The 22,981-nt window shown below is 71.2% G+C and carries 24 protein-coding genes; 11 read left to right on the top strand and 13 right to left on the bottom strand.

The features are described 5' to 3' along the window. The first annotated feature begins 130 nt into the window (after positions 1-130). The 4 genes from B4E30_RS12440 to B4E30_RS12425 are packed head-to-tail and all read left to right on the top strand — an operon-like array spanning position 131 to position 5,515. Positions 131-1,168 carry a 3-oxoacyl-ACP synthase III gene (locus tag B4E30_RS12440; RefSeq protein WP_071045390.1) on the top strand — a complete coding sequence of 346 codons (1,038 nt, stop codon included), beginning with the start codon at positions 131-133 and terminating at the stop codon, positions 1,166-1,168. Beyond that, positions 1,162-3,813, top strand: coding sequence for an alpha/beta fold hydrolase (locus B4E30_RS12435; RefSeq protein ID WP_414683217.1), 2,652 nt, complete (start codon positions 1,162-1,164; stop codon positions 3,811-3,813). Before B4E30_RS12440 ends, B4E30_RS12435 begins: the two co-directional genes overlap by 7 nt. Then, complete coding sequence (locus tag B4E30_RS12430) at positions 3,810-4,775, top strand: NAD-dependent epimerase/dehydratase family protein (RefSeq protein ID WP_286795446.1); 966 nt, start codon at positions 3,810-3,812, stop codon at positions 4,773-4,775. The genes B4E30_RS12435 and B4E30_RS12430 overlap by 4 nt, the downstream gene beginning before the upstream one ends. Before the next feature lie 50 nt (positions 4,776-4,825). Beyond that, complete coding sequence (locus B4E30_RS12425; protein WP_286795445.1) at positions 4,826-5,515, top strand: SDR family NAD(P)-dependent oxidoreductase; 690 nt, start codon at positions 4,826-4,828, stop codon at positions 5,513-5,515. 134 nt (positions 5,516-5,649) lie between these two features. Here B4E30_RS12425 and B4E30_RS12420 read toward each other — a convergent pair whose 3' ends face one another. Next, entirely contained in the window at positions 5,650-6,972 is a 1,323-nt protein-coding gene (locus B4E30_RS12420) for a bifunctional o-acetylhomoserine/o-acetylserine sulfhydrylase (protein ID WP_071045349.1), read from the bottom strand. A 152-nt stretch (positions 6,973-7,124) separates the two neighbouring features. On the opposite strand from B4E30_RS12420, the gene B4E30_RS12415 reads away from it, so the two are divergent. Further along, positions 7,125-7,910 (top strand): SDR family oxidoreductase, encoded by a 786-nt coding sequence (locus B4E30_RS12415; RefSeq protein WP_286795444.1) that lies wholly within the window; start codon positions 7,125-7,127, stop codon positions 7,908-7,910. Here B4E30_RS12415 and B4E30_RS12410 read toward each other — a convergent pair whose 3' ends face one another. After that, positions 7,911-9,395, bottom strand: coding sequence for an MFS transporter (locus B4E30_RS12410; protein ID WP_286795443.1), 1,485 nt, complete (start codon positions 9,393-9,395; stop codon positions 7,911-7,913). It abuts the gene before it with no gap. A 73-nt stretch (positions 9,396-9,468) separates the two neighbouring features. Here B4E30_RS12410 and B4E30_RS12405 point away from each other — a divergent pair, with 73 nt between their 5' ends. From B4E30_RS12405 to B4E30_RS12395, 3 genes are read left to right on the top strand one after another with little or no spacing between them, the layout of a single operon-like run. Beyond that, entirely contained in the window at positions 9,469-9,954 is a 486-nt protein-coding gene (locus tag B4E30_RS12405) for a phosphoribosyltransferase (RefSeq protein ID WP_071045346.1), read from the top strand. Between the two features lies 1 nt (position 9,955). After that, complete coding sequence (locus B4E30_RS12400; protein ID WP_286721018.1) at positions 9,956-10,654, top strand: uracil-DNA glycosylase; 699 nt, start codon at positions 9,956-9,958, stop codon at positions 10,652-10,654. 9 nt (positions 10,655-10,663) lie between these two features. Then, positions 10,664-11,281: a GNAT family N-acetyltransferase gene (locus B4E30_RS12395; RefSeq protein ID WP_071045344.1), complete on the top strand. Its 618-nt coding sequence runs from the start codon at positions 10,664-10,666 to the stop codon at positions 11,279-11,281. 6 nt (positions 11,282-11,287) lie between these two features. Here the strand turns inward: B4E30_RS12395 and B4E30_RS12390 are convergent, their stop codons facing one another. From B4E30_RS12390 to B4E30_RS12355, 8 genes are all read right to left on the bottom strand, one after another. After that, complete coding sequence (locus B4E30_RS12390; RefSeq protein WP_071045343.1) at positions 11,288-11,623, bottom strand: protealysin inhibitor emfourin; 336 nt, start codon at positions 11,621-11,623, stop codon at positions 11,288-11,290. Beyond that, positions 11,607-12,677, bottom strand: coding sequence for a M4 family metallopeptidase (locus B4E30_RS12385; protein ID WP_071045342.1), 1,071 nt, complete (start codon positions 12,675-12,677; stop codon positions 11,607-11,609). Before B4E30_RS12385 ends, B4E30_RS12390 begins: the two co-directional genes overlap by 17 nt. A 39-nt stretch (positions 12,678-12,716) precedes the next feature. Then, on the bottom strand, positions 12,717-13,517 hold the full coding sequence (locus B4E30_RS12380) for an ABC transporter ATP-binding protein (protein WP_286721022.1): 801 nt from the start codon (positions 13,515-13,517) through the stop codon (positions 12,717-12,719). Continuing rightward, a complete protein-coding gene (locus B4E30_RS12375; protein WP_071045340.1) occupies positions 13,514-14,302 on the bottom strand; it encodes an ABC transporter ATP-binding protein in 789 nt (262 codons plus the stop codon). The genes B4E30_RS12380 and B4E30_RS12375 overlap by 4 nt, the downstream gene beginning before the upstream one ends. Beyond that, positions 14,299-15,195 carry an ABC transporter permease gene (locus B4E30_RS12370; protein WP_286721025.1) on the bottom strand — a complete coding sequence of 299 codons (897 nt, stop codon included), beginning with the start codon at positions 15,193-15,195 and terminating at the stop codon, positions 14,299-14,301. Before B4E30_RS12370 ends, B4E30_RS12375 begins: the two co-directional genes overlap by 4 nt. Then, the gene (locus B4E30_RS12365; RefSeq protein ID WP_286721027.1) at positions 15,192-16,142 is read right to left on the bottom strand and encodes an ABC transporter permease; all 951 of its coding nucleotides are present in this window, start codon (positions 16,140-16,142) and stop codon (positions 15,192-15,194) included. The genes B4E30_RS12370 and B4E30_RS12365 overlap by 4 nt, the downstream gene beginning before the upstream one ends. Next, a complete protein-coding gene (locus B4E30_RS12360; RefSeq protein WP_286721028.1) occupies positions 16,139-17,653 on the bottom strand; it encodes an ABC transporter substrate-binding protein in 1,515 nt (504 codons plus the stop codon). The genes B4E30_RS12365 and B4E30_RS12360 overlap by 4 nt, the downstream gene beginning before the upstream one ends. A gap of 200 nt (positions 17,654-17,853) precedes the next feature. Further along, positions 17,854-18,813 (bottom strand): alpha/beta fold hydrolase, encoded by a 960-nt coding sequence (locus B4E30_RS12355; RefSeq protein WP_286721078.1) that lies wholly within the window; start codon positions 18,811-18,813, stop codon positions 17,854-17,856. Between the two features lie 26 nt (positions 18,814-18,839). On the opposite strand from B4E30_RS12355, the gene B4E30_RS12350 reads away from it, so the two are divergent. The 3 genes from B4E30_RS12350 to B4E30_RS12340 are packed head-to-tail and all read left to right on the top strand — an operon-like array spanning position 18,840 to position 20,600. After that, positions 18,840-19,313 carry a carboxymuconolactone decarboxylase family protein gene (locus B4E30_RS12350; protein ID WP_071045336.1) on the top strand — a complete coding sequence of 158 codons (474 nt, stop codon included), beginning with the start codon at positions 18,840-18,842 and terminating at the stop codon, positions 19,311-19,313. After that, complete coding sequence (locus B4E30_RS12345; protein WP_286721031.1) at positions 19,310-20,068, top strand: tyrosine-protein phosphatase; 759 nt, start codon at positions 19,310-19,312, stop codon at positions 20,066-20,068. Before B4E30_RS12350 ends, B4E30_RS12345 begins: the two co-directional genes overlap by 4 nt. A 58-nt stretch (positions 20,069-20,126) precedes the next feature. Further along, positions 20,127-20,600: an SIP domain-containing protein gene (locus B4E30_RS12340; RefSeq protein WP_286721033.1), complete on the top strand. Its 474-nt coding sequence runs from the start codon at positions 20,127-20,129 to the stop codon at positions 20,598-20,600. Positions 20,601-20,604: 4 nt separating this feature from the next. Here the strand turns inward: B4E30_RS12340 and B4E30_RS12335 are convergent, their stop codons facing one another. From B4E30_RS12335 to B4E30_RS12325, 3 genes are all read right to left on the bottom strand, one after another. Next, positions 20,605-21,015 carry a Fe-S oxidoreductase gene (locus tag B4E30_RS12335; protein ID WP_286721035.1) on the bottom strand — a complete coding sequence of 137 codons (411 nt, stop codon included), beginning with the start codon at positions 21,013-21,015 and terminating at the stop codon, positions 20,605-20,607. Continuing rightward, entirely contained in the window at positions 21,012-21,827 is an 816-nt protein-coding gene (locus tag B4E30_RS12330) for an arginase family protein (protein ID WP_286795442.1), read from the bottom strand. Before B4E30_RS12330 ends, B4E30_RS12335 begins: the two co-directional genes overlap by 4 nt. Positions 21,828-22,486: 659 nt before the next feature. Then, positions 22,487-22,981, bottom strand: a 495-nt coding sequence (locus tag B4E30_RS12325) for a PspA/IM30 family protein (protein WP_286795441.1), incomplete at its 5' end; no start/stop codon positions are given.

The following is a 22,981-nucleotide window of genomic DNA, read 5'->3' as shown; positions in this document are numbered from 1 at the left end:
CTCGCGGGATCGCGCGTATGACGACGCCGCGACCGTGAGGCTGCGACGCGGGCCGGAGGCCGTACATGCCGGGCACGTTATGTTCCGGAGCTAAACTTGTCCTTCGACCGATCGAGCCGGCGTGCTCGTGATGAGGAGGGTGCCGTTGGCTGGAAACGCGACGACCCGGTTCTCGAACGTCTCCCTGCTGTCGGTGGCGAGCGTGCTGCCGACGCGGGTCACGAGCTCCGACGACATCGAAGCGCGCCTGGGCCCGGCGCTGCAGCGGCTGAAGCTGCGGCCCGGATTGTTACGGCGCGTCGCCGGGGTCCTCGAGCGTCGCAACTGGGCGTCGGGGGAATCGTCCGACGCCGCCACCATCGCCGCGGGCGAGCGCGCACTCCGCGAGGCCGGCGTCGACGCGTCCGAGGTCGGTCTGCTCATCAACACCTCGGTCAGCCGCAAGCATCTCGAGCCCTCCGTCGCCGTCACCCTGCACCACGGCCTCGGCCTGCCGACGTCGGCGGTGAACTTCGACGTCGCCAATGCGTGCCTCGGCTTCGTGAGCGGGATGAACCTCGCCGCGAGCATGATCGAGTCCGGGCAGATCCGCTACGCCATCATCGTCAACGGCGAGGATGCCGACGACATCCAGGGCAACACCATCGAGCGCCTCAAGGGCGAGGGGATCGGGCGCGACGCGTTCATGAGCGAGTTCGCCTCGCTCACGCTCGGCTCCGGAGCGGCAGCGGCCGTGCTCGGACGGGCGGACGAGCATCCCGAGGGCCACCGCATCCTGGGCGGGGTGACCCGTGCGGCGACCCAGTTCCACGAGCTGTGCGTCGGCAGCGTCGACGGCATGTTCACCGACGCGAAGGCCCTGCTGCGCGGGGGCCTCGAGCTCGTGGTGTCGGCGTGGAAGGATGCGGCGTCGGACTGGAACTGGACCGGCATGGACCGCTACATCACCCACCAGGTCTCGTCGGTGCACACCAACGCGATCGTGAAGGCCGCGCGGCTCGACCGCGCCAAGGTGCCCACGACCTTCCCCGAATACGGCAACGTCGGACCCGCGTCCATCCCCATCACCCTCGATCAGGAGAAGCGCAACCTCTCGCGCGGCGACCGGGTGCTCCTGATGGGCGTCGGGTCGGGCCTGAACACGGCGATGATGGAACTCGCCTGGTGATCTCGCGCGCCGAGACCACCCTTCCCCCCGTCCGCGGGCTCGACGACCGCTTCCGGCGCACCCTCGAGGTTCCCGGCGTCCTCGCCGACGCGGGCCGCACGCGCACGTGGCACCATCTGGACACCGCAGACAGGCTGACCGATCTCGGCGCCGTGCCCGTCGGCACCATCCTCGCGGTGCACGGCAACCCGACGTGGTCGTTCCACTGGCGGCGCATCGCCGACGAGTCGGTGCGGCGGGCCGAGCGCGGCGAACCGACGTGGCGCGTGGTCGCCGTCGACCAGCTCGAGATGGGATTCTCCGACCGCACCGACCTCACCCGCACGCTCGAGCAGCGTGTGGCCGACCTCGGCGCCTTCACCGACGCGATCGGCCTCGACGGACCGGTGGTGACCTTGGGGCACGACTGGGGCGGCGTGATCTCGCTCGGGTGGGCGGTCGATCATCCCGACCAGCTCGCCGGGGTGGTCACGCTCAACACCGCCGTCCATCATCCCGACGGCCGCCCGATCCCCGCAGCGCTGCGGGTGGCGGGAGCGCGGGGCGTGCTCGCCGCCTCGACCGTGCAGACGACCGCCTTCCTCGACACGACCCTCGCGCTGGCCGAGTCCCGTCTTCCGGTCGACGTGCGAGCGGGGTACCGAGCCCCCTATCTCACCGCCGAGCGCCGCCGCGGCGTCGGCGCCTTCGTCGCCGACATCCCGGTGGGCCCGACGCATCCCAGTCACGCCGAGCTCACCCGCATCGCCGCGGGTGTACGCGAGCTGGGGGTTCCCGCGCTGCTGCTCTGGGGACCGCGCGACCCGGTGTTCCAGCAGCGCTATCTCGACGATCTCATCGACCGGATGCCCCACGCCGACGTGCACCGCTTCGAAGGCGCCGGACACCTCGTGGCCGAGGACCGGCCGTACGCGACGGCGGTGCTCGACTGGCTCGACCGGCGTGTCGAGGCGTCGCCGCTCGTGCCGACGGCCTCCGAGCCGGCGCCCCGCGCCGCCGGGGCGTTCGTGCCGATGTGGCATCGCCTCGACGAGCGTGCCGACGACGACACGGTCGCGGCGATCGACATGACCTGCACGCCGCCGCGGACGGTCAGCTGGCGCCGACTGCACGACCGGGTCACCGTTCTGGCGACGGGGCTGCGCCGCCTGGGGGTGCGCCCGGGCGACCGCGTCTCTTTGCTCGTGCGTCCCGGGCCCACGCTCACCGCCGTCGTCTACGCCTGCCTGCGCATCGGAGCGGTCGTCGTCGTAGCCGACGCGGGCCTGGGCGTCGCCGGCCTCACCCGGGCCGTGCGCGGGGCGAGCCCCGACGTGCTGATCGGTGAGACGGTCGCGCTCGCCGCGGCCCGCACCCTCGGATGGCCGGGCACGAAGATCTCCGTGGATCGTCTGCCGTCCCTGACCGCGAGGGCGCTCGGCGTCGCCCGGAGCCTCGCGGAGGTGGCCGAGCTCGGCTCCGACGGCGATGCTTTGCCGGAACCCGGCCCCGACGACGTGGCGGCGGTGCTGTTCACGTCGGGATCGACCGGTCCGGCCAAGGGGGTCGTCTACACCCACGGTCAGCTCGCCGCCCTGCGAGACGTGCTCGGTGCGCACTTCGACGTGACCGATCAGGCGGGCCTGGTCACCGGCTTCGCGCCGTTCGCCCTGCTGGGGCCCGCCCTCGGCACCCGTTCGGTGACACCCGATATGGATGTCTCCGCCCCGCGAACCCTCACCGCACGAGCCGTGGCCGCCGCCGTCGAAGCCGCGCACGCGCGCATCGTCTTCCTGTCGCCCGCGGCGATCCTCAATGTCGTCGCCACCGCCGGTGACCTCACCGCCGACGACCGGGCGGCGCTCGCGGGAGTCGAGACCTTCCTGTCCACCGGCGCACCGATCGGCGCCGAGCTGGTCTCCGCGGCCCAGCGGGTCTTCCCGAACGCGCAGCCGCACACCCCGTACGGCATGACCGAGTGCCTGCTGGTCACCGACATCACGCTGGCCGGCATCCGACAAGCCGCCGAGGCCCCGGACGACGGGGTGTGTGTCGGGACGCCGATCGACGGTGTGCGCGTGCGCGTGAGCGCGCTCGACGCCACCGGCCGCGCGAGTGGTGCGCCCGGGGACACCCCGGGTCTGCTCGGCGAGATCATCGTCGCCGCGCCGCACCTGAAGTCCCGCTACGACCGTCTCGCGCTGACCGACGCCGACGCGGTCCGCGACACCGCCGACGACGAGCAGGGCCTGCGGTGGCACCGTACCGGCGATGTCGGGCACCTGGATGAGCGGGGGAGGCTGTGGGTCGAGGGACGGCTCCCGCACGTGCTGACCACCGAGCACGGGCCGCTCGCCCCGGTCGGCGGGGAACAGCAGGTCGAACGGGTCGCCGGTGTGCGACGCGCGGCGGTCGTGGGGGTGGGTCCCTCGGGTCTGCAGCGCCCGGTCGCCGTCGTGGAGACGACCGACCCGGCGACGCGCGCCGGGCTCGCCGATCCGGAGCTGACGGCGCGCGTGCGCGCGGGCGTCGATCTGCCGCTCGCGGCGGTGCTCGTCGTTCCGGAGCTGCCCACCGACATCCGGCACAACTCCAAGATCGATCGCTCTCGGCTGTCGGTGTGGGCGGATGCGGTGTGCGCCGGGCGGAAGCCGGTGGCGCCGTGAGCGTGCTCGTCACGGGAGCATCCGGCTACCTCGGCGGCGCCGTCGCGACGGCTCTGGTCGCACGCGGTGACGATGTGCGGACGCTGCAGCGGCGCCCCTCGCGTGTTCCCGGTGCCCAGGATCACCTCGGGTCGATCGAGGATCCTGCACTGGTATCGCGTGCCCTCGAGGGCGCGGACACGGTGGTGCACCTGGCGGCGAAGGTGTCGCTGGCGGGGCCGACCCGCGACTTCGCCCGCGTCAACGTCGACGGCACGCGCGCGCTGCTCGCCGCGGCGAAGAGTTCCGGCGTGACCCGGTTCGTGCAGGTGTCCTCGCCGTCGGTGGCGCACGCGGGCGCCGCGCTCACCGGAGTCGGCGCCGAGCCGGCCTCACCCGACCACGCCCGCGGCGACTATGCCCGCACGAAGGCGCGGGGGGAACTCCTCGCACTGGCAGCCGACGACGACCGTCTGCGCGTGGTCGCCATCCGACCTCACCTCGTGTGGGGGCCGGGCGACCCTCAGCTGGTCACTCGGATCGTCGCCCGCGCCCGGGCGGGACGGCTGCCGCTCATCGACGGCGGAACCGCGCTGATCGACTCGACCTACATCGACAACGCCGTCACCGCCATCATCGCCGGCGCCGATCGTGCCGACGTCGCTCATGGGCGTGCCTTCGTCGTGACCAACGGCGAGCCGCGGCCGGTCGGCGAGCTCATCGCGGGGATGTGCCGTGCGGCGGGGGTCGCCCCGCCGTCGTGGAGCGTGCCGGGGTGGCTCGCCCGCGGAGCGGGGACCGTGGTGGAGCGCGTCTGGGCGGTGCGACCCGGTGCCGACGAACCGCCTATGACCCGTTTCCTGGCCGAGCAGCTCTCCACCGCGCACTGGTTCGACCTGCGTGAGACGCGCGCCGCGCTGGACTGGTCTCCCGCGGTCTCGCTCGACGAGGGATTCGCGCGTCTCGCGGCCTCCTTCGCGTGAGATCGCGCGATCGACCCCCGGGGGGTGCCCGGTGCGGTGAGGATGAGGTCATGGCCAGATTCCTCCTCATCGCCGCATCCAGCGCCATCGGCGCCGCGACCGTCGACGTCCTGACCGAGGCCGGTCACGAGGTCGTCACCACGGCGCGCTCGCCCGGCGCGGACATCGCCCTCGACGCGACGGACTTCGACGCCGTCGACCGGGCGGTCGAGCAGGCTGGTCCCCTCGATGGCGTCGCGTGCTTCGCCGGGTCGATGCTGCTGAAGCCCGCGCACCTCACATCGCGCGAGCAGTACGACGGGGTGGTCGCGGCGTCGCTGACGACGGCCTTCGCGACGGTGCGCGCCGCCGGGCGCCACTTGCGGAACGGCGGGTCGGTCGTGCTGGTCTCATCGGCCGCCGCGATGGCGGGCCTGTCCCACCACGAGGCCATCGCCGCGGCGAAGGCCGGGGTGATGGGACTGACGCTGTCGGCTGCGGCGACCTACGCGTCGTCGGGCCTGCGGGTGAACGCGGTCGCGCCGGGACTGACCCAGACGCCGCTGACGGCATCCCTCACCGGCAACGAGGGGTCGCGCAAGGTCTCCGAGGCGATGCACGCGCTCGGCCGCCTCGGCGAGCCCGCCGATGTCGCCCGCGCCGTCGCGTTCCTCCTCGACCCGGCTAACTCGTGGATCACCGGGCAGGTGCTCGGCGTCGACGGCGGCCTCGGCTCGCTCCGTCCTCGCCCGCACGCCTGAGCCGCACTGCAGAGGAGATCCCGCTTCAGGAGGACGGCCACCGATAGTGCCGTCCTCCTGGACGAGGAATTCCTCTCGAAGGGTGCAAACGACCGTGCGCCCGTCCTGTGAAGACGGGCGCACGGAACGAGAGATCAGGCGCGGGCGGCCTCGGAGACGCGACGGGCGGCCGCGAGAGCCTGGTCGAGGTCGGCCTTGAGGTCCGCGACGTTCTCGATCCCGACCGAGAGCCGCACCAGACCCGGGGTGACACCCGCGGTGAGCTGCTGCTCCGGGGAGAGCTGGGAGTGCGTGGTCGAGGCCGGGTGGATGACGAGCGAGCGCACGTCGCCGATGTTGGCGAGGTGGCTGAACAGCTCCAGCGAGTTGACGAACTCGCGTCCCGCATCGACGCCGCCCTTGAGCTCGAAGGACAGCACCGCGCCGACGCCCTTCGGGGCGTAGCGGTTCGCGGCGGCGTACCACGGCGAGCTCGGCAGACCCGAGTAGTTCACCGAGGCGACGTCGTCGTGGGCGTCCAGCCATTCCGCGATCTCCTGGGCGTTCTGCACGTGCCGCTCGATGCGCAGCGACAGGGTCTCGATCCCCTGGATGAGCTGCCATGCGCTCTGCGGCGAGATCGACGCTCCGAGGTCGCGCAGCAGCTGCACACGCGCCTTGATGATGTAGGCGAGGCCGTCGCCGACCGCCTGCGTGAAGACCGCGCCGTGGTAGGACGGGTCGGGCGTGGTCAGGCCCGGGAACTTCTCGGCGTGGTCGGTCCAGGAGAAGCTGCCGCCGTCGACGATCGTGCCGCCGATGACGGTGCCGTGGCCGCCGAGGAACTTCGTGGCCGAGTGCACGACGATGTCGGCGCCGTGCTCGAGCGGACGGATGAGATAGGGCGTCGCGATCGTGTTGTCGACGATCAGCGGCACCCCGGCCTCGTGGGCGGCGTCGGCGACGCCGCGGATGTCCAGAACGTTGATCTGGGGATTGCCGATGGTTTCGGCGAAGAAGAGCTTCGTGTTCGGGCGCACCGCGCGGCGCCACTCCTCGATGTCGTCCTGGTTCTCGACGAAGGTCACCTCGATGCCGAGCTTGGCGAGGCTGTACTTGAAGAGGTTGTAGGTGCCGCCGTAGATCGAGCTGGAGGCGACGAAGTGATCCCCGGCCTGGGCGATGTTGAGCACGGCGAAGGTCGACGCGGCCTGACCCGAGGCGAGCAGGAGCCCGCCGGTGCCGCCCTCGAGAGCGGCGATGCGCTGCTCGACGACGTCCTGTGTCGGGTTCATGATGCGCGTGTAGATGTTGCCGAACTCGGCCAGCGAGAAGAGGTTCGCCGCGTGATCGGTGTTGTCGAACACGTACGACGTGGTCTGGTAGATCGGGGTCGCGCGCGCCTTCGTCGTGGGGTCGGGCTGCGCTCCGGAGTGGACCTGCTTGGTCTCGAAGCGCCAATTCTCGGGTGCGGACATCACTCGCTCCTGTGGTCGTGAGGGGCTCGCGGCGGGCGTCGCGGGCCGATTGCGAGACTACGGACAGCCGTGCCCCGTGACAACGGTCGGGAAATGTGACGTAACCTTCCGGCTGGCCGCGGGTGCCCTCTCGGCGGCGATACGGTGGGGACATGACCAGGCGTGCAGTGGTGACCGGTGCCAGCTCGGGGATCGGGGAGGCGACAGCCCGGGCGCTGCGCTCGGCGGGCTGGGACGTCGTCGCCGTGGCCCGCCGCGCCGAGCGGCTGGAGGCGCTCGAGGCGGAGATCGGCGCCACGGCGTTCGCGGCCGACCTCACCCGCGAGAGCGACGTCGCGGCGCTCGCCTCGTTCCTGGCCACCTCCGGGCCCGTGCACGCCCTCGTGCACGTGGCGGGTGGCGCGCGCGGCACCGACCGCGTCGAAGACGGCTCACCCGACGACTGGCGATGGATGTTCGAGGCGAACGTCATGTCGGCACAGCGTCTGATCGCGCGGGTGCTTCCCCTCCTGCGGGAGGCCGCCGACACCTCCGGTCACGCGGACACCCTGTTCGTCACGTCGACCGCCGCGCAGACCGCGTATGCGGGCGGTGGCGGGTACAACGCCGCGAAGGCAGGAGAGTCGATGCTCGTGCACGCCCTCCGGCTGGAGCTGAACGGAGAGCCGATCCGCGTCGTGGAGGTCGCACCCGGCATGGTCTACACCGAGGAGTTCACGCTGAACCGGCTCGGCGGCGACCAGCTGGCGACCGACCGCGTCTACGAGGGTGTCGAATCCCCGCTGGTGGCCGATGACGTCGCCGACGTCATCGCCTACGCGCTCGGCACGCCCGGGCACGTGAACCTGGACCTGATCACCATGCGACCGGTGGCGCAGTCCGCGCAGCACCTGCTGGCGCGCGGCCCGCTCCGGGTGCGCCCGCCCGCCGACGTCTGATCAGATGATCTGCGACTCGCCGGCGACCGCGTCGGCGGACTCGGGCACCTCGTCGGCGAAGGCGACCTTGGGCACGAAGAACAGCAGCACCGCGGCCAGGAGGCCGCCACCGGCGCATATCGCCCACACCGTGATGTAACCGCCGAGCGAGGCCGCGGTGGAGCTCGCAGCCGCCCCGACGCCCGCGGCGAGCACGACGCCGAAGACGGCCGAGGCGAAGGTGCCGCCGATGGTCTTGGTGGTGTTGGTCAGGGCGGATGCGACGCCGGTCTGACCTCGGGGAGCGGCCGCGGCGGCTGCGGCGGGCATCGCGGCGACGAGGGCGCCCGATCCGATGCCCGCGATCACCATGTTCATCAGCACCTGCCACAGCTCGACGTGGAGTGGGATGAACAGCAGGTACCCGACGCCCACGAGGGCGGATGCGCCGATGAGGACGATCCGGGGGCTCGCACGCCGGGAGGTGGCAGCGAAGAGCACCGCGCCGACGATCAGGGAGACGAGATACACCCCGATGAGGTTCGAGCGCGCGGTGGCGTCGAGTCCGAGTCCGTACCCGAGCGCGCTGTCGGTGCCGGCGTACGTCGAGAGCGGACCCTGGGCTCCGAGCAGACTGATGCCGATGAGGAAGGCCGTGACCTGCACGGGCCACATCTCCGGGCGGCGGAAGACGCGGATGTCGATGGCGGGATCGTTCTGGCGCAGTTCGAAGCGCACGAAGAGCACGAGTGCGGCGACGCCTGCGGCCAGCAGCACCCAGGTCCAGACGAACGACGGGCCGCTGAGGCGGAGGAACGTGAGCGAACCGGTGACGAGCAGCAGTCCGATGGTGAGGATGACGAAGCCGAGCGTGTCGAGTCGGCGTCCGGGAAGCGGCTCGGACTCGGGTACGCCGAACAGGATCACGAAGAAGCATGCGGTGACCGCCACGGCCGGGATCACGAGGGTGACGGTGAGGTGCTCGGCGGTGGCGGCGAAGATGCGTCCGGCGGCCAGGGCGCCGAGGATCGCACCGGCCTGCAGGCCCACGACGAGCAGGCCGGCGGCGCGGCGGGTCGCAGAGACGCCGTGTCGCGCGCGGCGGCCGCGTTCGAAGATCAGGGCCACTTCCAGGGGCAGCCAGACGACATAGAAGCCCTGGAGGGCCCAGGCGATCAGGAAGACCCAGAAGTTGTCGGCGAAGGCGACCCACCACGTCGCGCCCGCGGTGAGCACGGTCGCGATCAGGAGCACCTTCTTGTGCCCGTACATGTCGCCGAGCTTGGCGAGCACGGGCACGACGATCGACGACAGCAGCAGCTGGGCCGCCTCGAACCAGTTGACGTCGGCGTCGGTGATGCCCAGATGCACGACGATGTCGCTGAAGAGGGGCACGTAGTACCCCTGCAGGATGCCGCTGGTGATCTCGACGACGATCAACCAGCCGATGAGGCCGGCCGTGATGCCGAGCGCTGATCGGCGGAGCACGGGAGTCGGGTCGGGCACGGGGCGAGACTACACCTCGCTCCAGGCGCGCGACGGCGGGCCATAGGCTGGAGACTCCAGGAAGGGAGACCCGTTGGAGATCGAGCGCGAGACGTTGTCGTGGGACGGATTCGGAGAGGCGTGCCGGGACCTCAGTCGTCGCATCGTCGCGGACGGCTTCGTGCCGGAGGTCGTCGTCGCCATCGCACGCGGCGGGCTGCTGCCCGCCGGGGCGATCGCCTACGGGCTCGGGGTGAAGAACTGCGGGGCGATCAACGTCGAGTTCTACACCGGCATCGGCACCGTTCTGGATGCACCCGAGGTGCTGCCTCCGGAACTGGACATGGCCTATCTCGCGGAACGCCGCGTGCTGCTGGTCGACGACGTCGCCGACAGTGGCCGCACGCTCGCGCTCGCGGTCGACCTGCTCGCGACGCAGGGTGCCGACGTGCGGTCGGTGACGATCTACACCAAGCCGTCCACCGTCATCCAGCCCGACTATGCGTGGAAGGACACCGCGCTGTGGATCGACTTCCCGTGGTCGGCCCAGGGCTCGGTGATCGAGGAAGACGCGGCCTGACGTGCCACGGACGCTCGACGAACTCGCCGCCGACGGGCTGATCGACGAGGGATGGGCGCAGGCCCTGGCTCCCGTCGCCGCCGACATCGCTCGACTCGGCGACCGGTTACGCGCCGAGACCGCGGCGGGGCGCTCGTACCTGCCGGCCGGGGATCACGTGCTCCGCGCGTTCTCCCGCCCGCTCCAGGACGTGAAGGTGCTGATCGTCGGGCAGGATCCCTACCCGACGCCGGGTCACCCCATCGGACTGTCGTTCGCCGTGGACGCGCACGTGCGCCCGCTGCCGCGAAGCCTCGCCAACATCTACCGCGAGCGGCACGACGACCTCGGCATCCCGCCCAGCGAGCACGGTGACCTCACGGCATGGAGCGACCAGGGCGTGATGCTGCTGAACCGCGTGCTCACGGTCTCTCCGGGTGCGCCGGGTTCGCACCGCGGCTGGGGATGGGAGAAGGTCACCGAGCACGCCATCCGCTCCCTCGTCGATCGACATGCGCCGCTGGTGGCGATTCTCTGGGGGCGCGATGCGGCCACCGTGCGGCCGCTGCTCGGCGACACCCCCGTTGTGGCCTCCGCGCATCCCTCGCCGCTGTCGGCCAGCCGCGGGTTCTTCGGATCGCGCCCGTTCTCCCGCACGAACGAGCTCCTGCGGGAGGCCGGTGCCGATCCGATCGACTGGCGTCTGGCCGAACGCGCGTAGGCTGGCCGCATGCTGGAGGAGGAATACGACAAGAGCCGTCGTTCGCTGCCCCGCCACCTGCGGCGCCGCGCCGACCGCGAGCGTCCCTTCAGCTTCGAGATCCGGCCCGCGCGGGAGGCCGACATCCCCGACATCCGCGAGATCTACAACTACTACGTCACGAACTCCGTGGTCACCTTCGACGAGAAGCGGTGGACGCTCGGGCAGTGGCGGGAGAAGTACGACCACCTGACCAAGCTCGGTCTTCCGTTCCTCGTTGCCGAGTCGCCGTCGGGGCAGGTGCTCGGATACGCGCTCGTCGCGCCCTGGTCGGGCAAGTCCTCCTTCCGCTACACCGTCGAGAACTCCATCTACCTCGGCCAGGCCGCAGCCGGGAAGGGCCTCGGACGCGCGCTGCTGGAAGCCCTGATCGCCGCGTGCGAGGAGCAGGGCATCCGAGAGATCGTCGCCGTCATCAGCGACAAGGGGGCGGAGGCCTCGATCGCGCTGCACGAGAAGCTCGGCTTCGAAGAGGTGGGGCGCATGGGCCGCGTCGGTTTCAAGTTCGGCCGCTGGCTCGGCACGGTCTACCTGCAGAAATCGCTCAAGCCCCGGAAGAAGGCCAAGCGCGGCCTGTTCTCACGCTGACCGCGCTCACGCGCTGCCGCCGGCGTTCCTCACGGCCTCGATGAGGTCGCGCCACGGTCCGAGGACCGCTCGGTCGGGCAGCGCGGCATGCCGCTCGTCGTCGGTATCCCACCGAACGGTGACCTGCCAGGCGAAGCGATCGGCACCCGACGGCTCCTCGGGGGGAACCTCGTGCCACGGACACCGGGCGACGAGATCGGTCAGGCGTCCGTCGTCGGGTGCGGGATGCGCGGCCCACTGCCGCGGAACGCCCGCGATCCCGCCGGTTCGTCGCACCACGACGGCGACGAGATGCGGCGCGGTCGCATCGCTTGCCGTGTCGGGCTCATCCGGTGCTGTCATCGATCACACCGACGCCGGACCAGGCCGAACGCACGGCATCGGTTTCCTCCGAGACCTCACCGTACACCGCGGCGGCGGTGGCGATCGTGGCGCGTGCGAAGGTGACGAAATCGCACGTTCGGGGGAGGACGCGGGAGACGAGGGTGTCGTACCAGATGCGGCCCGCGCGCTCCCACGCCCATCCGCCGAGTGCGGTCGCGACGAGGTGGAACGCCTTGTTGGGGATGCCGGAGTTGATGTGCACGCCGCCGTTGTCGTCGGCCGTGACGACGAAGTCGCGCACGTGCCCGGGCTGGGGATCGCGACCGAGCACATCGTCGTCGTAGGCGGTGCCGGGCTGCGCGAGCGAGCGCAGCGCCATCCCCTGCACCTGCTCGGTGAAGATCTCGGCGCCGATGAGCCAGCTCGCCTCCCGCGCGGTCTGCCAACGGGCGTGCTGCTCGGTGAGCACCCCGAACACGTCGGAGAGGGATTCGTTGAGAGCACCAGATTGACCGACGTAGTCGAGCCCGCCCTCGTCTTCGGTGACGCCGTGCGCGAGTTCGTGGGCGATGACGGACAGGGAACCCGTGAAGCCTCGGAACACCTCGCCGTCTCCGTCACCGAAGACCATGCGCTCGCCGTTCCAGAACGCGTTGTCGTAGGCACGGCCGTAGTGCACGCTCGCCAGGAGCCTGCCGCCCTCGGCATCGATGCCGGCGCGGCCGTAGACGTCGCGGAAGAACGACGCCGTGGCGCCCAGCCCGTCGTAGGCCTCGTCGACCACGGCGTCGGCCGTCGGAGGTTCGCCCTCCCGTCGCACCACGACGCCGGGGAGCTCCTCGCGGTGCTGCGCGTCGGCGATCTCGCGTGGGGCGGCCGGAGTCGACGAGACAGCTGAGCGGATGCGCGGGGCAGCCGCAGGGGCCGGTCGGTACTCCCGGTGCACCTCGAGGGTCGCGCGTGCGGCGTGGGCGGCCCGCTCCCATCGTGTCTCGGGCACGGCGGCGATGCGGGCGAGGAGATACGGCGGGACGATCCCCGGCGCGGACGGGACACGGCGATCTACGGACATGTCCCGAGGTTAGGGCGATGCTCCGACAGGCGGAAGCGATCAGGATCGCGGGGGCTCGATCGTGGGGATGGAGGCCAGCAGCCGCCGTGTGTACGCCACCTGCGGTTGAAGAAGCACCTTCTCGGTGGGTCCCTCTTCGACGACTCGGCCGTCCTTCATCACGACCACGTCGGTGCAGAGATTCTGCACGACGCCGATGTCGTGGGAGACCATCACGAGGGTGAAGCCCTCGTCGCGGCGCAGGTCGTCGATCAGGCGCAGGATCTGCGCGCGTACCGTGACATCGAGGGCGCTCATCGGCTCGTCGCCCACGAGCACGCGAGGTCGATGCACGATCGCACGCGCCAGGGCGATCCGCTGGCGCTGTCCGCCGGAGAACTCGTGGGGATACCGCGCGGCCATGGCCGGGTCGAGCCCCACCCGTTCCAGCGTCTGGCGCACCCGCGCACGCCGGTCGCCGTCGATCCCGAGTGCGAACAGCGGTTCGCCGACGATCCGCCCGACGCTCATCCGCGGGTCGAGGGAGCCATAGGGATCCTGGAACACGATGCCGGTCTGACGGCGCAGCCAGTGCAGCTGCCGCGCGCGCCCCCGGGCGTCGACCCGGCGGCCGTCGAACTCGACGGTTCCCGCGGTGGGGGCGTCGAGGCCGAGAAGCACGCGCACGAGGGTGGACTTCCCCGAGCCCGACTCGCCGATGATGCCCACGCGCGCTCCGGCGTCGATGTCGATGTCGACATCGTTGAGGGCGGTCGTCCAGGTCGGCGCGGCGAACGGTGCCGGGCGCGGTCCGCGAAAGCGGCGCACGAGCCCGCGGGCACGGAATGTCGGTGTGGTCATGCGCCGGCTCCCGGGCGCCACACGGTGGCCGTGGCATCGCGCAGCAGGCCTTGCGTGACCGCCGAGACCGGGCGGGAGAGCAGGTCGGCCACCGGCGCCGATTCGACGACGTGCCCGCGCTCGAGCACGACGCCGTAGCTCGCGATCTGCGCGAGGACGGCCAGGTCGTGGGTGATGAACACGAGCGACATGCCGTCGTGCTCCACGAGAGAGAGCAGCAGGTCGAGGATCTCGGCTTGGATCGTGACATCCAGCGCCGTCGTGGGTTCATCGGCGATGAGCAGTGCGGGACGGCCCGCGAGTGCCATGGCGATCGCGGCGCGTTGCCGCTGGCCGCCGGACAGCTGGTGCGGGTACCGGGAGACGATGCCCTCGGGATCCGCCAACGACACGCGTCGTGCTTCGTCCACCGCGCGCGCGGCCGCCGCGCGTCGAGAGAGGCCTTCATGGATGCGCGCGGGCTCGCCGATCTGTCGCCCGATCGTGCGGATCGGATTCAGCGCCGTGCGCGGCTCCTGGAACACGATGCCGATCTCGTCGCCCCGCAGGCGCGCGAGCTCGCGATCGGGCATCCCGAGGATCTCTTCTCCCTTCCACCGCACGCTGCCGCTCGCGACGGCCCCCTCCGGCAGCAGCCCGAGGATCGCCAGTGCCGTGAGGGACTTGCCGGACCCGGATTCGCCGATCAGCCCCAGCCGCGCCCCGGTGGGCACGGCGAAGCTCACGTCGTCGACGACGCGGCGCCCGTCGATCTCGATCTGCAGGCCGGTGACCTCGAGGCTCATGCGACCACCTCCGGCACATGGGAGTGCGCTTCGCGCGCAGCGCCGCCGCGTCGGGCGAGCGTCGGGTCGGTGGCCTCGCGCAGGGCGTCGCCGAGCAGATTGAGCCCGAGCACCGTGATCGTGATCGCCAGCCCCGGCCACACGACCGAGAGCGGATACACCGTGATGTAGCTCTGCAGCTCGGCCAGGAGCAGGCCCCAGCTGGGTTCGGTGACCGGCGCACCGAACCCGAGGTACGACAGGCCCGCTTCGGCGAGCACGGCCACCGCCATCGCCCACGACAGCTGCACGATGAACACGGGGGCGACGTTGGGGAGCAGATGGATGCCGAGGTTCTGCAGCGGAGTGAGGCCTGCGGCACGGCCGGCGAGCACGAAGTCGCTGTGCAGCACGCGACGCAGTTCCGGACGGGTGACCCGCGCGACGTTGACGCCGAATCCGATCCCGACGGACCACACGACCACCGCGAGCGACCCGCCCCAGACCGAGGAGATCATCATCGCGATCAGCAGCACAGGGAAGGCGATCATGACGTCGACGAGAACGGCGGTGGATTCGCGGATCCACCGGGCGGTGAGGGCCCCGAGCGCCGCGAGGGCGATGCCGATCACGGTCGCGATCACGCCCGCCCCGACCGCGACGACGACGGTGGTGCGTGCTCCGGCCATGATGAGGCTGAGGATGTCGCGGCCGGAAGCGTCGGTGCCGAGCACGTGGGGCCATCCGGGAGCTGCCCACCGCCCGGGGATGTCGACCTGCTGCGGATCGAACGGGGTCCAGAACAGCGACACCGCCGCCGTCACGACGACCGCGGCCGCCACGGCCAGTCCGAAGCGTCCGGTCGACAGTGCCCACAGGCGGGCGAGCGCGCCGCGTCGGGTCGGGGAGGTCATGCCGCCTCCCGCTGTCGCGGGTCGATCGACCGATGCAGCAGGTCGACGAGGAACCCGACGATGAGCACGAACCCGGTGAGGGCGAGCAGCTCACCCTGCACCATCGGCAGATTGCGATTCTGCACGTCGTCGACGAGCATCCGGCCGATGCCGGGCAGTGAGAACAGCTCCTCGATGACGACCGCGCCGACGATGATGCCGGCGACCTGGAGGCCGAGGACCGAGATCACCGACAGGCCCACGTTGGGCAGACCGTGCCGGAGCAGAGCGTCTGTGCGGGTGAGCCCCTTCGCCGCGGCGGTGCGGACGTAGTCCTGTCCGATCGCCTGCAGCGTCGCCGAGCGCACGAAGCGCATCAGCATGGCGCCCTCGACCGCGCCGATCGTCAGTGCCGGCAGCAGGAGCGCGCGCAGCGCTGCGGCCGGGTCGGCCCACCCCGCGCGAGGGAAGCCCTGGGCCGGCAGCCATCCGAGCCAGACGGCGAAGACGACGACCAGCATCATGCCCGCCCACACGACGGGGACCGCAGCGATGGTCTGGGCGCCCACGGTCAGGCCCGTGCCGAGGGCGCGACCGCGCTGCAACGCCGACAGCACGCCCAGGGGAGCGCTGATGAGCAGGGCGAAGGTCATGGCCAGGATCCCGAGCGGGACCGTGACACGCGCCTTCTCCGCCAGTTCCGTGACGACCGGCGTGCCGGTCAGCAGCGACGAGCCGAGGTCGCCGCGGAACACGCCGCCGATCCAGTCCAGGTACTGGGCGGGAAGCGGGGCATCCAGGCCGAGGCTCGCTCGGATGGCGGTGACCTGTTCGGGGGTCGCGTTCTGCCCGGCGATCACCTGTGCGATGTCACCGGGCAGCACGCGCAGCGTGAGGAAGATCACCACGCTGGCCACGAACAGCCCGAGCAGCAGCAGGGCCAGCCGTGTCAGCGCGTAGCGGATCACCCGTCGCTCTTGGTGATCTCTGCGAGTCCCAGGCGCTCGTTGACGTTCGTCGAGGGCATGTTCGAGATGTTAGTCCCCACCGCGAGCACCGAGGCGCCGTTGTACAGCCAGTCCGCCGCCGCATCCTCCGACACGATGCGCGCCGCCTCGGCGAGCAGCGCCTCGGCTTCGGCGGGGTCCGTTGCTGCGACCGACTGCGCGTACAGGTCCTGCACCTCGGGGTTGTCGTAGGTGAAGTAGTAGTCGGGGTTCGCCCAGTTCTCGAAGTCGTGCGCCTCGGTGTGCAGCACGAAGCTGAGCTCGTAGTCCTTGTTCGTGTACACGTCGTTGAGCCACGTCGGGAAATCGACCGACTCGACCTCGAGCGTGATGCCGACCTCGTTGAGGTTCGACACGAGGATCTGCGGGATCGTCGTCGGGTAGAAGTTCGGGATCGTGAGGGTCAGCTCGAGATCCTCCGCGTCGGCGTCGGCGAGCAGCTCCCGAGCCGCCTCGGGGTCGTACGGCGCCACGTCGGACAGGTCTTCGTGTCCCGGGTCGAGCGGCGGGATGGGACCGTACAGCGTCTGGCCGGACTGGGCCGCTTCGATGAACGCCTCGTGGTCGATCGCCTGGCGAATCGCCTGGCGCACGCGCTGATCGGCCAGCGGGCTGTCCTCGGTCTGGTTGAACGCGAGCGTGCCCTTGTCGGTCGACTCGCCGAGCACCAGCTCGAAGTCGCCTCCCTCTTCGACCTGGTCGCCGAGGGTGGCGTCGAACCCGGTGAGCACGTCGACCTCGCCGGCGAGGGCGGCGTTGAGCGCGGCCTGATTGTCGGGGATGTAGTCGAACACGACCTCGGCGACGCCCGCGGGTTCTCCCCAGTAGGTCTCGTTGCGCACGAAGGTGATGCTGTCGCCCTGCAGCCAGTCGTCGAGGACGAACGGGCCGGTGCCGTTGGCGTCGGTCTGGTAGTCGACCTCGTCGCCCTCCTTCAGCACGATCCCGGCGCGTCCGGTGAGATTCCACAGCAGCGTCGAGTCCGGCTCGGACAGTGTGAGGGTGATCGTCTGGCCGTCGGCAGTGATGGACTCGACGTTCGCCAGGCGCGACGAGTCGCGCCACTCCGGCGTGTCGCGACGGGTCTCGAGAGACCAGACGACGTCGTCGGGCGTCAGCTCCTGTCCATCGTGGAAGGTGACGCCCTCCCGCAGCTCGAACGTGTACGTCAGACCGTCCTCGGAGACCTCGTAGTCGCTGGCGAGAGAGGGCACGATCTCCTGGTCGGCGGTTCGGGCGACCAGGCCCTGGTAGACGTTGTCGATCAGGATCTGGTCGAGAGCGGCCCCCGCGGTCTGACGGATGTCGAGGTTTCCCGGCTCCAGCACGAGGCGGATGACGACGGAGGCGTCGGGGTCGGCAGCGGCCGAGCTCGTCGGAGCCGGCTCATCGGAGCCGCCGGTGCAGGCGGTGAGCACGAGGGCGCCGGCGACGAGCAGCGCACCGGCAGCGCGCAGGGGACGACGGGGCATGGTGGTCCTTTCGGGGGCATCCGCGGCGAGGTCGCCGGTTGCGAGCGACCGCGGTGGACACGAGGATCCTCGTGCGACACAACAGCCTAGGCAACCGTCGCGCCCGGTGCACACTCGTCGCCTCGCACCGCAACAGAGTTGTTAGACGCAGTGTTGTTAGCCGAAGCGCTGTGGGGGCGATGCGCTGTTCGATACCTCGGTCATTCTCCGAGGCGCCCGCGCACGAGTGCGGCCAGATCCAGCGGCGCGTCCTCCTGCACATTATGGCCGGCGTTCAGCCGGATGACCTCCGCCGCGGGCAGCCGGGTGCGGAAGAGATCGGCGTCGGCGTCCGTGACGAATCCTCGGCTCGCCTGGACGAGCGTGATCGGGGCGGTCACCGCGGCGAGATCCTCCCATCCCGACGCGCCGAGCACCGCTCTCAGGGCATCCTGACGGGCAGCGATCTCTCGCCCAGCCTCGGGATCGGCTGCGGCGGCGGACGCGAGGTGCGCGAAGTGGTGCTTCCACTCCACACGCCCGTCCTCACGCACCCGGGAATTGAAGAACACGCCCCGCGCGACCTTCTCACGGGATCCGCCCCCGAGGCCGAACGACAGCGCGCGGTCGACGAGTTCGTCCCGGGAGGCCCAGTCCGTCGGGCCGGCGAAGAACGCGCGCAGCTCCGATGGGCCGCCGTCCGGATCCACACCCGGCGTGATGTCGACGATGAGCAGGTCGCGCACCAGGTCGGGGTGCGAGGCCGCCAGCGCCGCGGCGGTCAGACCGCCGAGCGAATGGCCCACCACCAGCTGCGGCCGGTCGGTCCAGCGCTCGAGAGCCGTCGCCACGTCGGGGGCGAGCACGCGGGCGACATACGCGGCATCATCTCGCCAGGACGAGTCGCCGTGCCCGGGCAGGTCGATCGCCAGCGCCGGGATGCCGGCGGCCAGCACCACCGTGTCCCACGTGTGGGCGTTCAGGCCCGCGCCGTGCAGGAACGTCACGGCCGGCCCCGGCTCGGCGTCCTCCCATCCGAAGGCCAGCGCCGACAGGGTCCGGCCGTCGGCGAGCTCCAGCCGCACGCGTTCACCGTGGGGAAGCGGGCCGGGGATCCCGGCTTCGGCGGACTGGGCGGGCAGGAACGAGAACTCGTCGGAGGGGTCGCTCACGCGCTCCATCATGCACCCCGGGATACCCTGGGCGCATGAGCGAAGAGCGTCGCGTGCACCTGTCCCGGTCGGCGCCGCAGGCGTATCAGGCGCTCGCGGCGTTCTCGAAGTCGGTGGGCGAGCTCACGCGCGAGTCGGGGGTCGACGCGCGGCTGGCCGAGATCGTGCAGATCCATGTGTCGCAGCGCAACGGATGCGCCTACTGCGTGCGTGTCCACGTGGACAGGGCGCTGGGGGTCGGGATCGATGCGGACACGATCGCTCAGATCGCCACGTGGCGGGAGTCGGGGGTGTTCTCGGAGCGGGAGCGGGCGGCGCTCGAGCTCGCCGAGTCGCACGTGTACATCCACGACGGCGGCGTCTCCGACGCGGTGTACGACCGTGTGGGCGGGGTGCTCTCCGAAGAGGAGTACGTCGCGCTCAGCTGGCTGCTGGTGTCGATCAACGCTTTCAACCGCGTCGCCATCGCCGGGCGCTACCCGGTGCCGCCGCGAGGTGACGAGGGGTGAGCGGCGCATCCGCCGGCCCCGGTGCATCCGGGGTCCCCGCACTGCCGGATGTTCCCGGCGCCGTCAACCTGCGCGACGTCGGCGGCCTGCGCGCCGGCGACGGGGTGACGCGATCGGGCGTGCTCTTCCGCTCGGGCAACCTGGCGCGAATCGACGGTGCCGGGGTGACGGCGTTCGGAGCCCTCGGCATTCGACGGATCATCGACCTGCGCGATGACGACGAGGTCGCCCAGGCGCCGAGTCCGGTCGGATCGCCGGACGTTCAGACCCTGCGCGTGCCGCTGTTCCTCGGCTCGGTCGAGTCCTTCTTCGCCCGCGACGTCTCGCTCGCCGAGCTGTATCGACTGCTGGTCGAAGACTCGGCGGACCGGGTCGTCGAGGTCGTGCGCGGCATCGTGACGCAGCAGCCCGTGCTCGTGCACTGCACGGTGGGCAAGGACCGCACCGGCGTCACGGTCGCGCTCGCGCTCGCCGCCGCGGATGTCGAGCGCGACGACGTCGTCGCCGACTACGCGCGCACCGAGGCGCTGCTGCCGGAGTGGCGCAGCACGTCGGTGGTCGCGCACCTCCGGCGGCTGCATCCTCACGCGCGCCACCTCGAGGATCTCGCCTCGAAGTCGCCGGCGTCGGTCATGGCAGACCTCCTCGCCGACATCGACCGCCGCTACGGATCGGCGGGGGACTACCTGCGTGCTCACGGCATGACCGATGACGAGGTGCACGAGGTGAAGCGCGTCCTGGTCACCGCGCGCTGAGGACGATCTCCGCCGAACCGGTTAGGCAAGCCTTGCCTCGGGGTATACTGGCGTCATTATGACTGCCCGCATCGCCTCCACCGAGCACGGCGCCGCCGCGTGCCGTACGCCCCGGCACTCCCGCGTGCAGCACCTCATCGCCGCCGATGAGGCGTCGCTGACCGAACTCGAGGTCGTCCTGGCCGGGCTTCCGATCTGTTCGACGGGCCGCGTGTTCATCGAGGTTCCCGACGAATCATGGATCGCCGCGGTGAGCGCCCCCGCCCGTATGACGGTGACGTGGCTGGCGCGGGCGCGCAGGTCTGGGGAGCCCGGCACCGGGCGTTCCTGCGCTCCCGGCGCCGCAGTGCACCGCGCCGTGGTCGCGTGGGCCGACGAGATGCTCTGCGCCGACGCCGACGACACCCGCATCATCCTTCTGGGCGGCTACCTCGGCACCGCCGACATCGTGGACCACCTCACCGAGGTGCGCGGCATCCCGGCCACGTCCATCCGCACCCCCGAACGCTTCGGCCTCGCCACCGCTCGCTGAGTCGTCACCGACGGCGGCGCCGCACGTATCGTCCGTCGGCGAGGCCGGCATCGATCTCGAATCGATTGCGGAGCGGGTCGCGACCTTCGAGGGTGTAGAGCACGGGCATCAGGAAGCCGAATCGACGCCACTGCCTCGCGTGCACGCTCTCGTGCCGCACGATGCCGGCATCCACCGGCAATGAGCCGGTCAGATAGCAGGCGCCCATGCACACTCCGCCGCGCGGGAACGTCCACGCGGGCATCCCCCGGAAGACCCACAGCTCGCCCCGGCGCTCGATCGGACCGGTGCTCCAGAGGAAGCCCCACAGCATCCCGACGGCGGTGCCGTACGCGTACCCGACCGCGCTCACGGGCGAATCGAGCAGGAACGACGGCAGACGCCGCTCGATGCGGCGCGAGATCTGCTCGCTCACGCGAGGGCTCCGATGATACGCAGGATCGCCCCGAGGTCGTCCACGGCGGCATCCGGCGACACCGGCGAGAATCCGGTGAGCGTCGCCCCCGCACAGGGGAGCACCTCCCGCACCGCACGGATGGCGGCCACGACCTCCGCAACCGACGGTCCGAAGGGCACGGGCTGTGAGACGCCGCTCATCGCCGCGGGGTCCAGCACGTCGAGGTCGACGTGGATGTGCACGCGCGTCGCACCCGTCGCCGCGACGGCCTCGCCGAAGCGGGCGGGCTCGGCGAACGCGTCCGGAGCCAGTGTGCGGATGGCCGAGCCCGCCAGGAAGTCGACCTCTGCGGGGTCGAGATCGCGCGAGCCGGCGAGGACGACGCGATCGGTCGTGATCGTGCCTGTCGGGAGGGCCAGCCGCGCGGGAGCGTCGCCCAGGAGGGCGCGCAGCACCATGCCGCCGAAGGCGCCGCTCGGCGACGATTCGGGCGTGTTCAGATCGGCGTGGGCGTCGAACCAGACCAGCGCGAGGTCGGAGGAAGCGATGGCCGACACGGCGCCGAGGGCGACGCCGCAGTCGCCGCCGACCACGATCGTCGGCTCGGAGACGTCGGCGAGTTCGCGTTCGAGCGCTTCGCGCACGCGGACCAGGGAGCTGAGTCGGCGCACGCCGCTTCCGAGCGATTCGCCGGCCTCCAGCGGCACCTCCAGCGGTGTGCAGGAGGCCCGCGGAAGGTCACCGGCGATCGCCGCGGCCCCATCGACCAGCTGCATCGCGCGCGACGAACCAGACCCCTGCCACTGCGGCACCACCACGAAACGGCTCATCGCCACATCCTCTCGCACGTGAGATCGTCGCCGCATCCACCGCCGCAGCCGGGTCCCCGCGTGCACCGCCTCCCGATCGAACGCCACGGCCGCGCCCGAACTCCGCGGTGTGCCCGAACGCAGGCTGAGCGGGCGCGGGTGGCCGGATTCCGGCGTCCCCGGCGCGGTGGATGGTCGGCCAGCCTGAGTTCGTGTGCGGCGCGGTGCCGGCACCTGCCGGCGCTGTGGCCGGGCGGCGGCGGTACGGAGCCGATACGGCGGCAGGGCGGCACGGCGGCGGCGGTACCGCGGCGGCAGGGCGGCGATGGAGCGCGCGGTGTGCCCGAACTCAGGCTGAGCGCGCGCGGATGGCCGGATTCCGGCGTCCCCGGCGGGGTGCATGGACGGCCAGCCTGAATTGGTGTCCAGCGTGGCGCGGTGCCGCGCCCGCTGGCGCGGTGCGCACCCGCCGGCGCGGCGGTGGGGCGACGATGGAGCGCGCGGTGTGCCCGAACTCAGGCTGAGCGGGCGCGGGCGGCCGGATTCCGGCGTCTCCGGCGGGGTGCATGGTCGGCCAGCCTGAATTGGTATCCAGCACGGCGCGGTGCAGTGGCGCGGCGCGGCGGCGGTCCAGCCGGCATGCCGAAGGCGCCCGGCCGCAGCCGAGCGCCTTCGAATGCTCAGGAGCCGATCGCGCCCTGTGACGAGCCGCCGGTCTTCAGCGCGGCCAGTCGTGCCTCGACCTCAGTGAGCTGTCCGACGTCTTCGAGCGCTTCGAACTGAGCGTCGATGCTCGAGGCGGCCAGTTCCTGCTTGCCGGCCGCGAGAGCCTCCTGGCGGCGCACCTTGTCTTCGAAGCGTCCCAGCTCGCTCGTCGGGTCCAGCACGTCGATGGAGCGGACGGCGTCGTGGACCTTCACCTGCGCCTCGGCCGTCTTCGCGCGGGCGAGCAGCTCGCTGCGCTTGGCCTTCAGCTGCTCGAGCTTCTGCTTCATGCCGTTCAGACCGTCTTTGAGCTTGTCGACGACCTCGGTCTGCGTGGCGATGGTCGGCGCGATCGCCTTCGCCTCGCTCTCCTCGCTGATCTGGCGCTGCAGCGCGATCTTGGCGAGGTTGTCGAACTTGTCGGCATCCGCCGTGTTGCCGGACTGGCGCAGCTCGTCGGCCTTCTTGCT

Origin of the sequence: Microbacterium sp. UBA3394 (assembly GCF_002358725.1) — a bacterium.
GTDB lineage: Bacteria > Actinomycetota > Actinomycetes > Actinomycetales > Microbacteriaceae > Microbacterium > Microbacterium luteum.
This window is presented reverse-complemented; position numbering and strand designations above follow the sequence as displayed.

Bases quoted from the DNA above. Each gene is read 5' to 3' on its own strand.
- B4E30_RS12440 (WP_071045390.1), top strand. From the start codon at position 131: ATGAGGAGGGTGCCGTTGGCTGGAAACGCGACGACCCGGTTCTCGAAC.
- B4E30_RS12425 (WP_286795445.1), top strand. From the start codon at position 4,826: ATGGCCAGATTCCTCCTCATCGCCGCATCCAGCGCCATCGGCGCCGCG.
- B4E30_RS12420 (WP_071045349.1), bottom strand. From the start codon at position 6,972: ATGTCCGCACCCGAGAATTGGCGCTTCGAGACCAAGCAGGTCCACTCC.
- B4E30_RS12415 (WP_286795444.1), top strand. From the start codon at position 7,125: ATGACCAGGCGTGCAGTGGTGACCGGTGCCAGCTCGGGGATCGGGGAG.
- B4E30_RS12395 (WP_071045344.1), top strand. From the start codon at position 10,664: ATGCTGGAGGAGGAATACGACAAGAGCCGTCGTTCGCTGCCCCGCCAC.
- B4E30_RS12390 (WP_071045343.1), bottom strand. From the start codon at position 11,623: ATGACAGCACCGGATGAGCCCGACACGGCAAGCGATGCGACCGCGCCG.
- B4E30_RS12385 (WP_071045342.1), bottom strand. From the start codon at position 12,677: ATGTCCGTAGATCGCCGTGTCCCGTCCGCGCCGGGGATCGTCCCGCCG.
- B4E30_RS12380 (WP_286721022.1), bottom strand. From the start codon at position 13,517: ATGACCACACCGACATTCCGTGCCCGCGGGCTCGTGCGCCGCTTTCGC.
- B4E30_RS12375 (WP_071045340.1), bottom strand. From the start codon at position 14,302: ATGAGCCTCGAGGTCACCGGCCTGCAGATCGAGATCGACGGGCGCCGC.
- B4E30_RS12370 (WP_286721025.1), bottom strand. From the start codon at position 15,195: ATGACCTCCCCGACCCGACGCGGCGCGCTCGCCCGCCTGTGGGCACTG.
- B4E30_RS12360 (WP_286721028.1), bottom strand. From the start codon at position 17,653: ATGCCCCGTCGTCCCCTGCGCGCTGCCGGTGCGCTGCTCGTCGCCGGC.
- B4E30_RS12355 (WP_286721078.1), bottom strand. From the start codon at position 18,813: ATGGAGCGCGTGAGCGACCCCTCCGACGAGTTCTCGTTCCTGCCCGCC.
- B4E30_RS12350 (WP_071045336.1), top strand. From the start codon at position 18,840: ATGAGCGAAGAGCGTCGCGTGCACCTGTCCCGGTCGGCGCCGCAGGCG.
- B4E30_RS12340 (WP_286721033.1), top strand. From the start codon at position 20,127: ATGACTGCCCGCATCGCCTCCACCGAGCACGGCGCCGCCGCGTGCCGT.
- B4E30_RS12330 (WP_286795442.1), bottom strand. From the start codon at position 21,827: ATGAGCCGTTTCGTGGTGGTGCCGCAGTGGCAGGGGTCTGGTTCGTCG.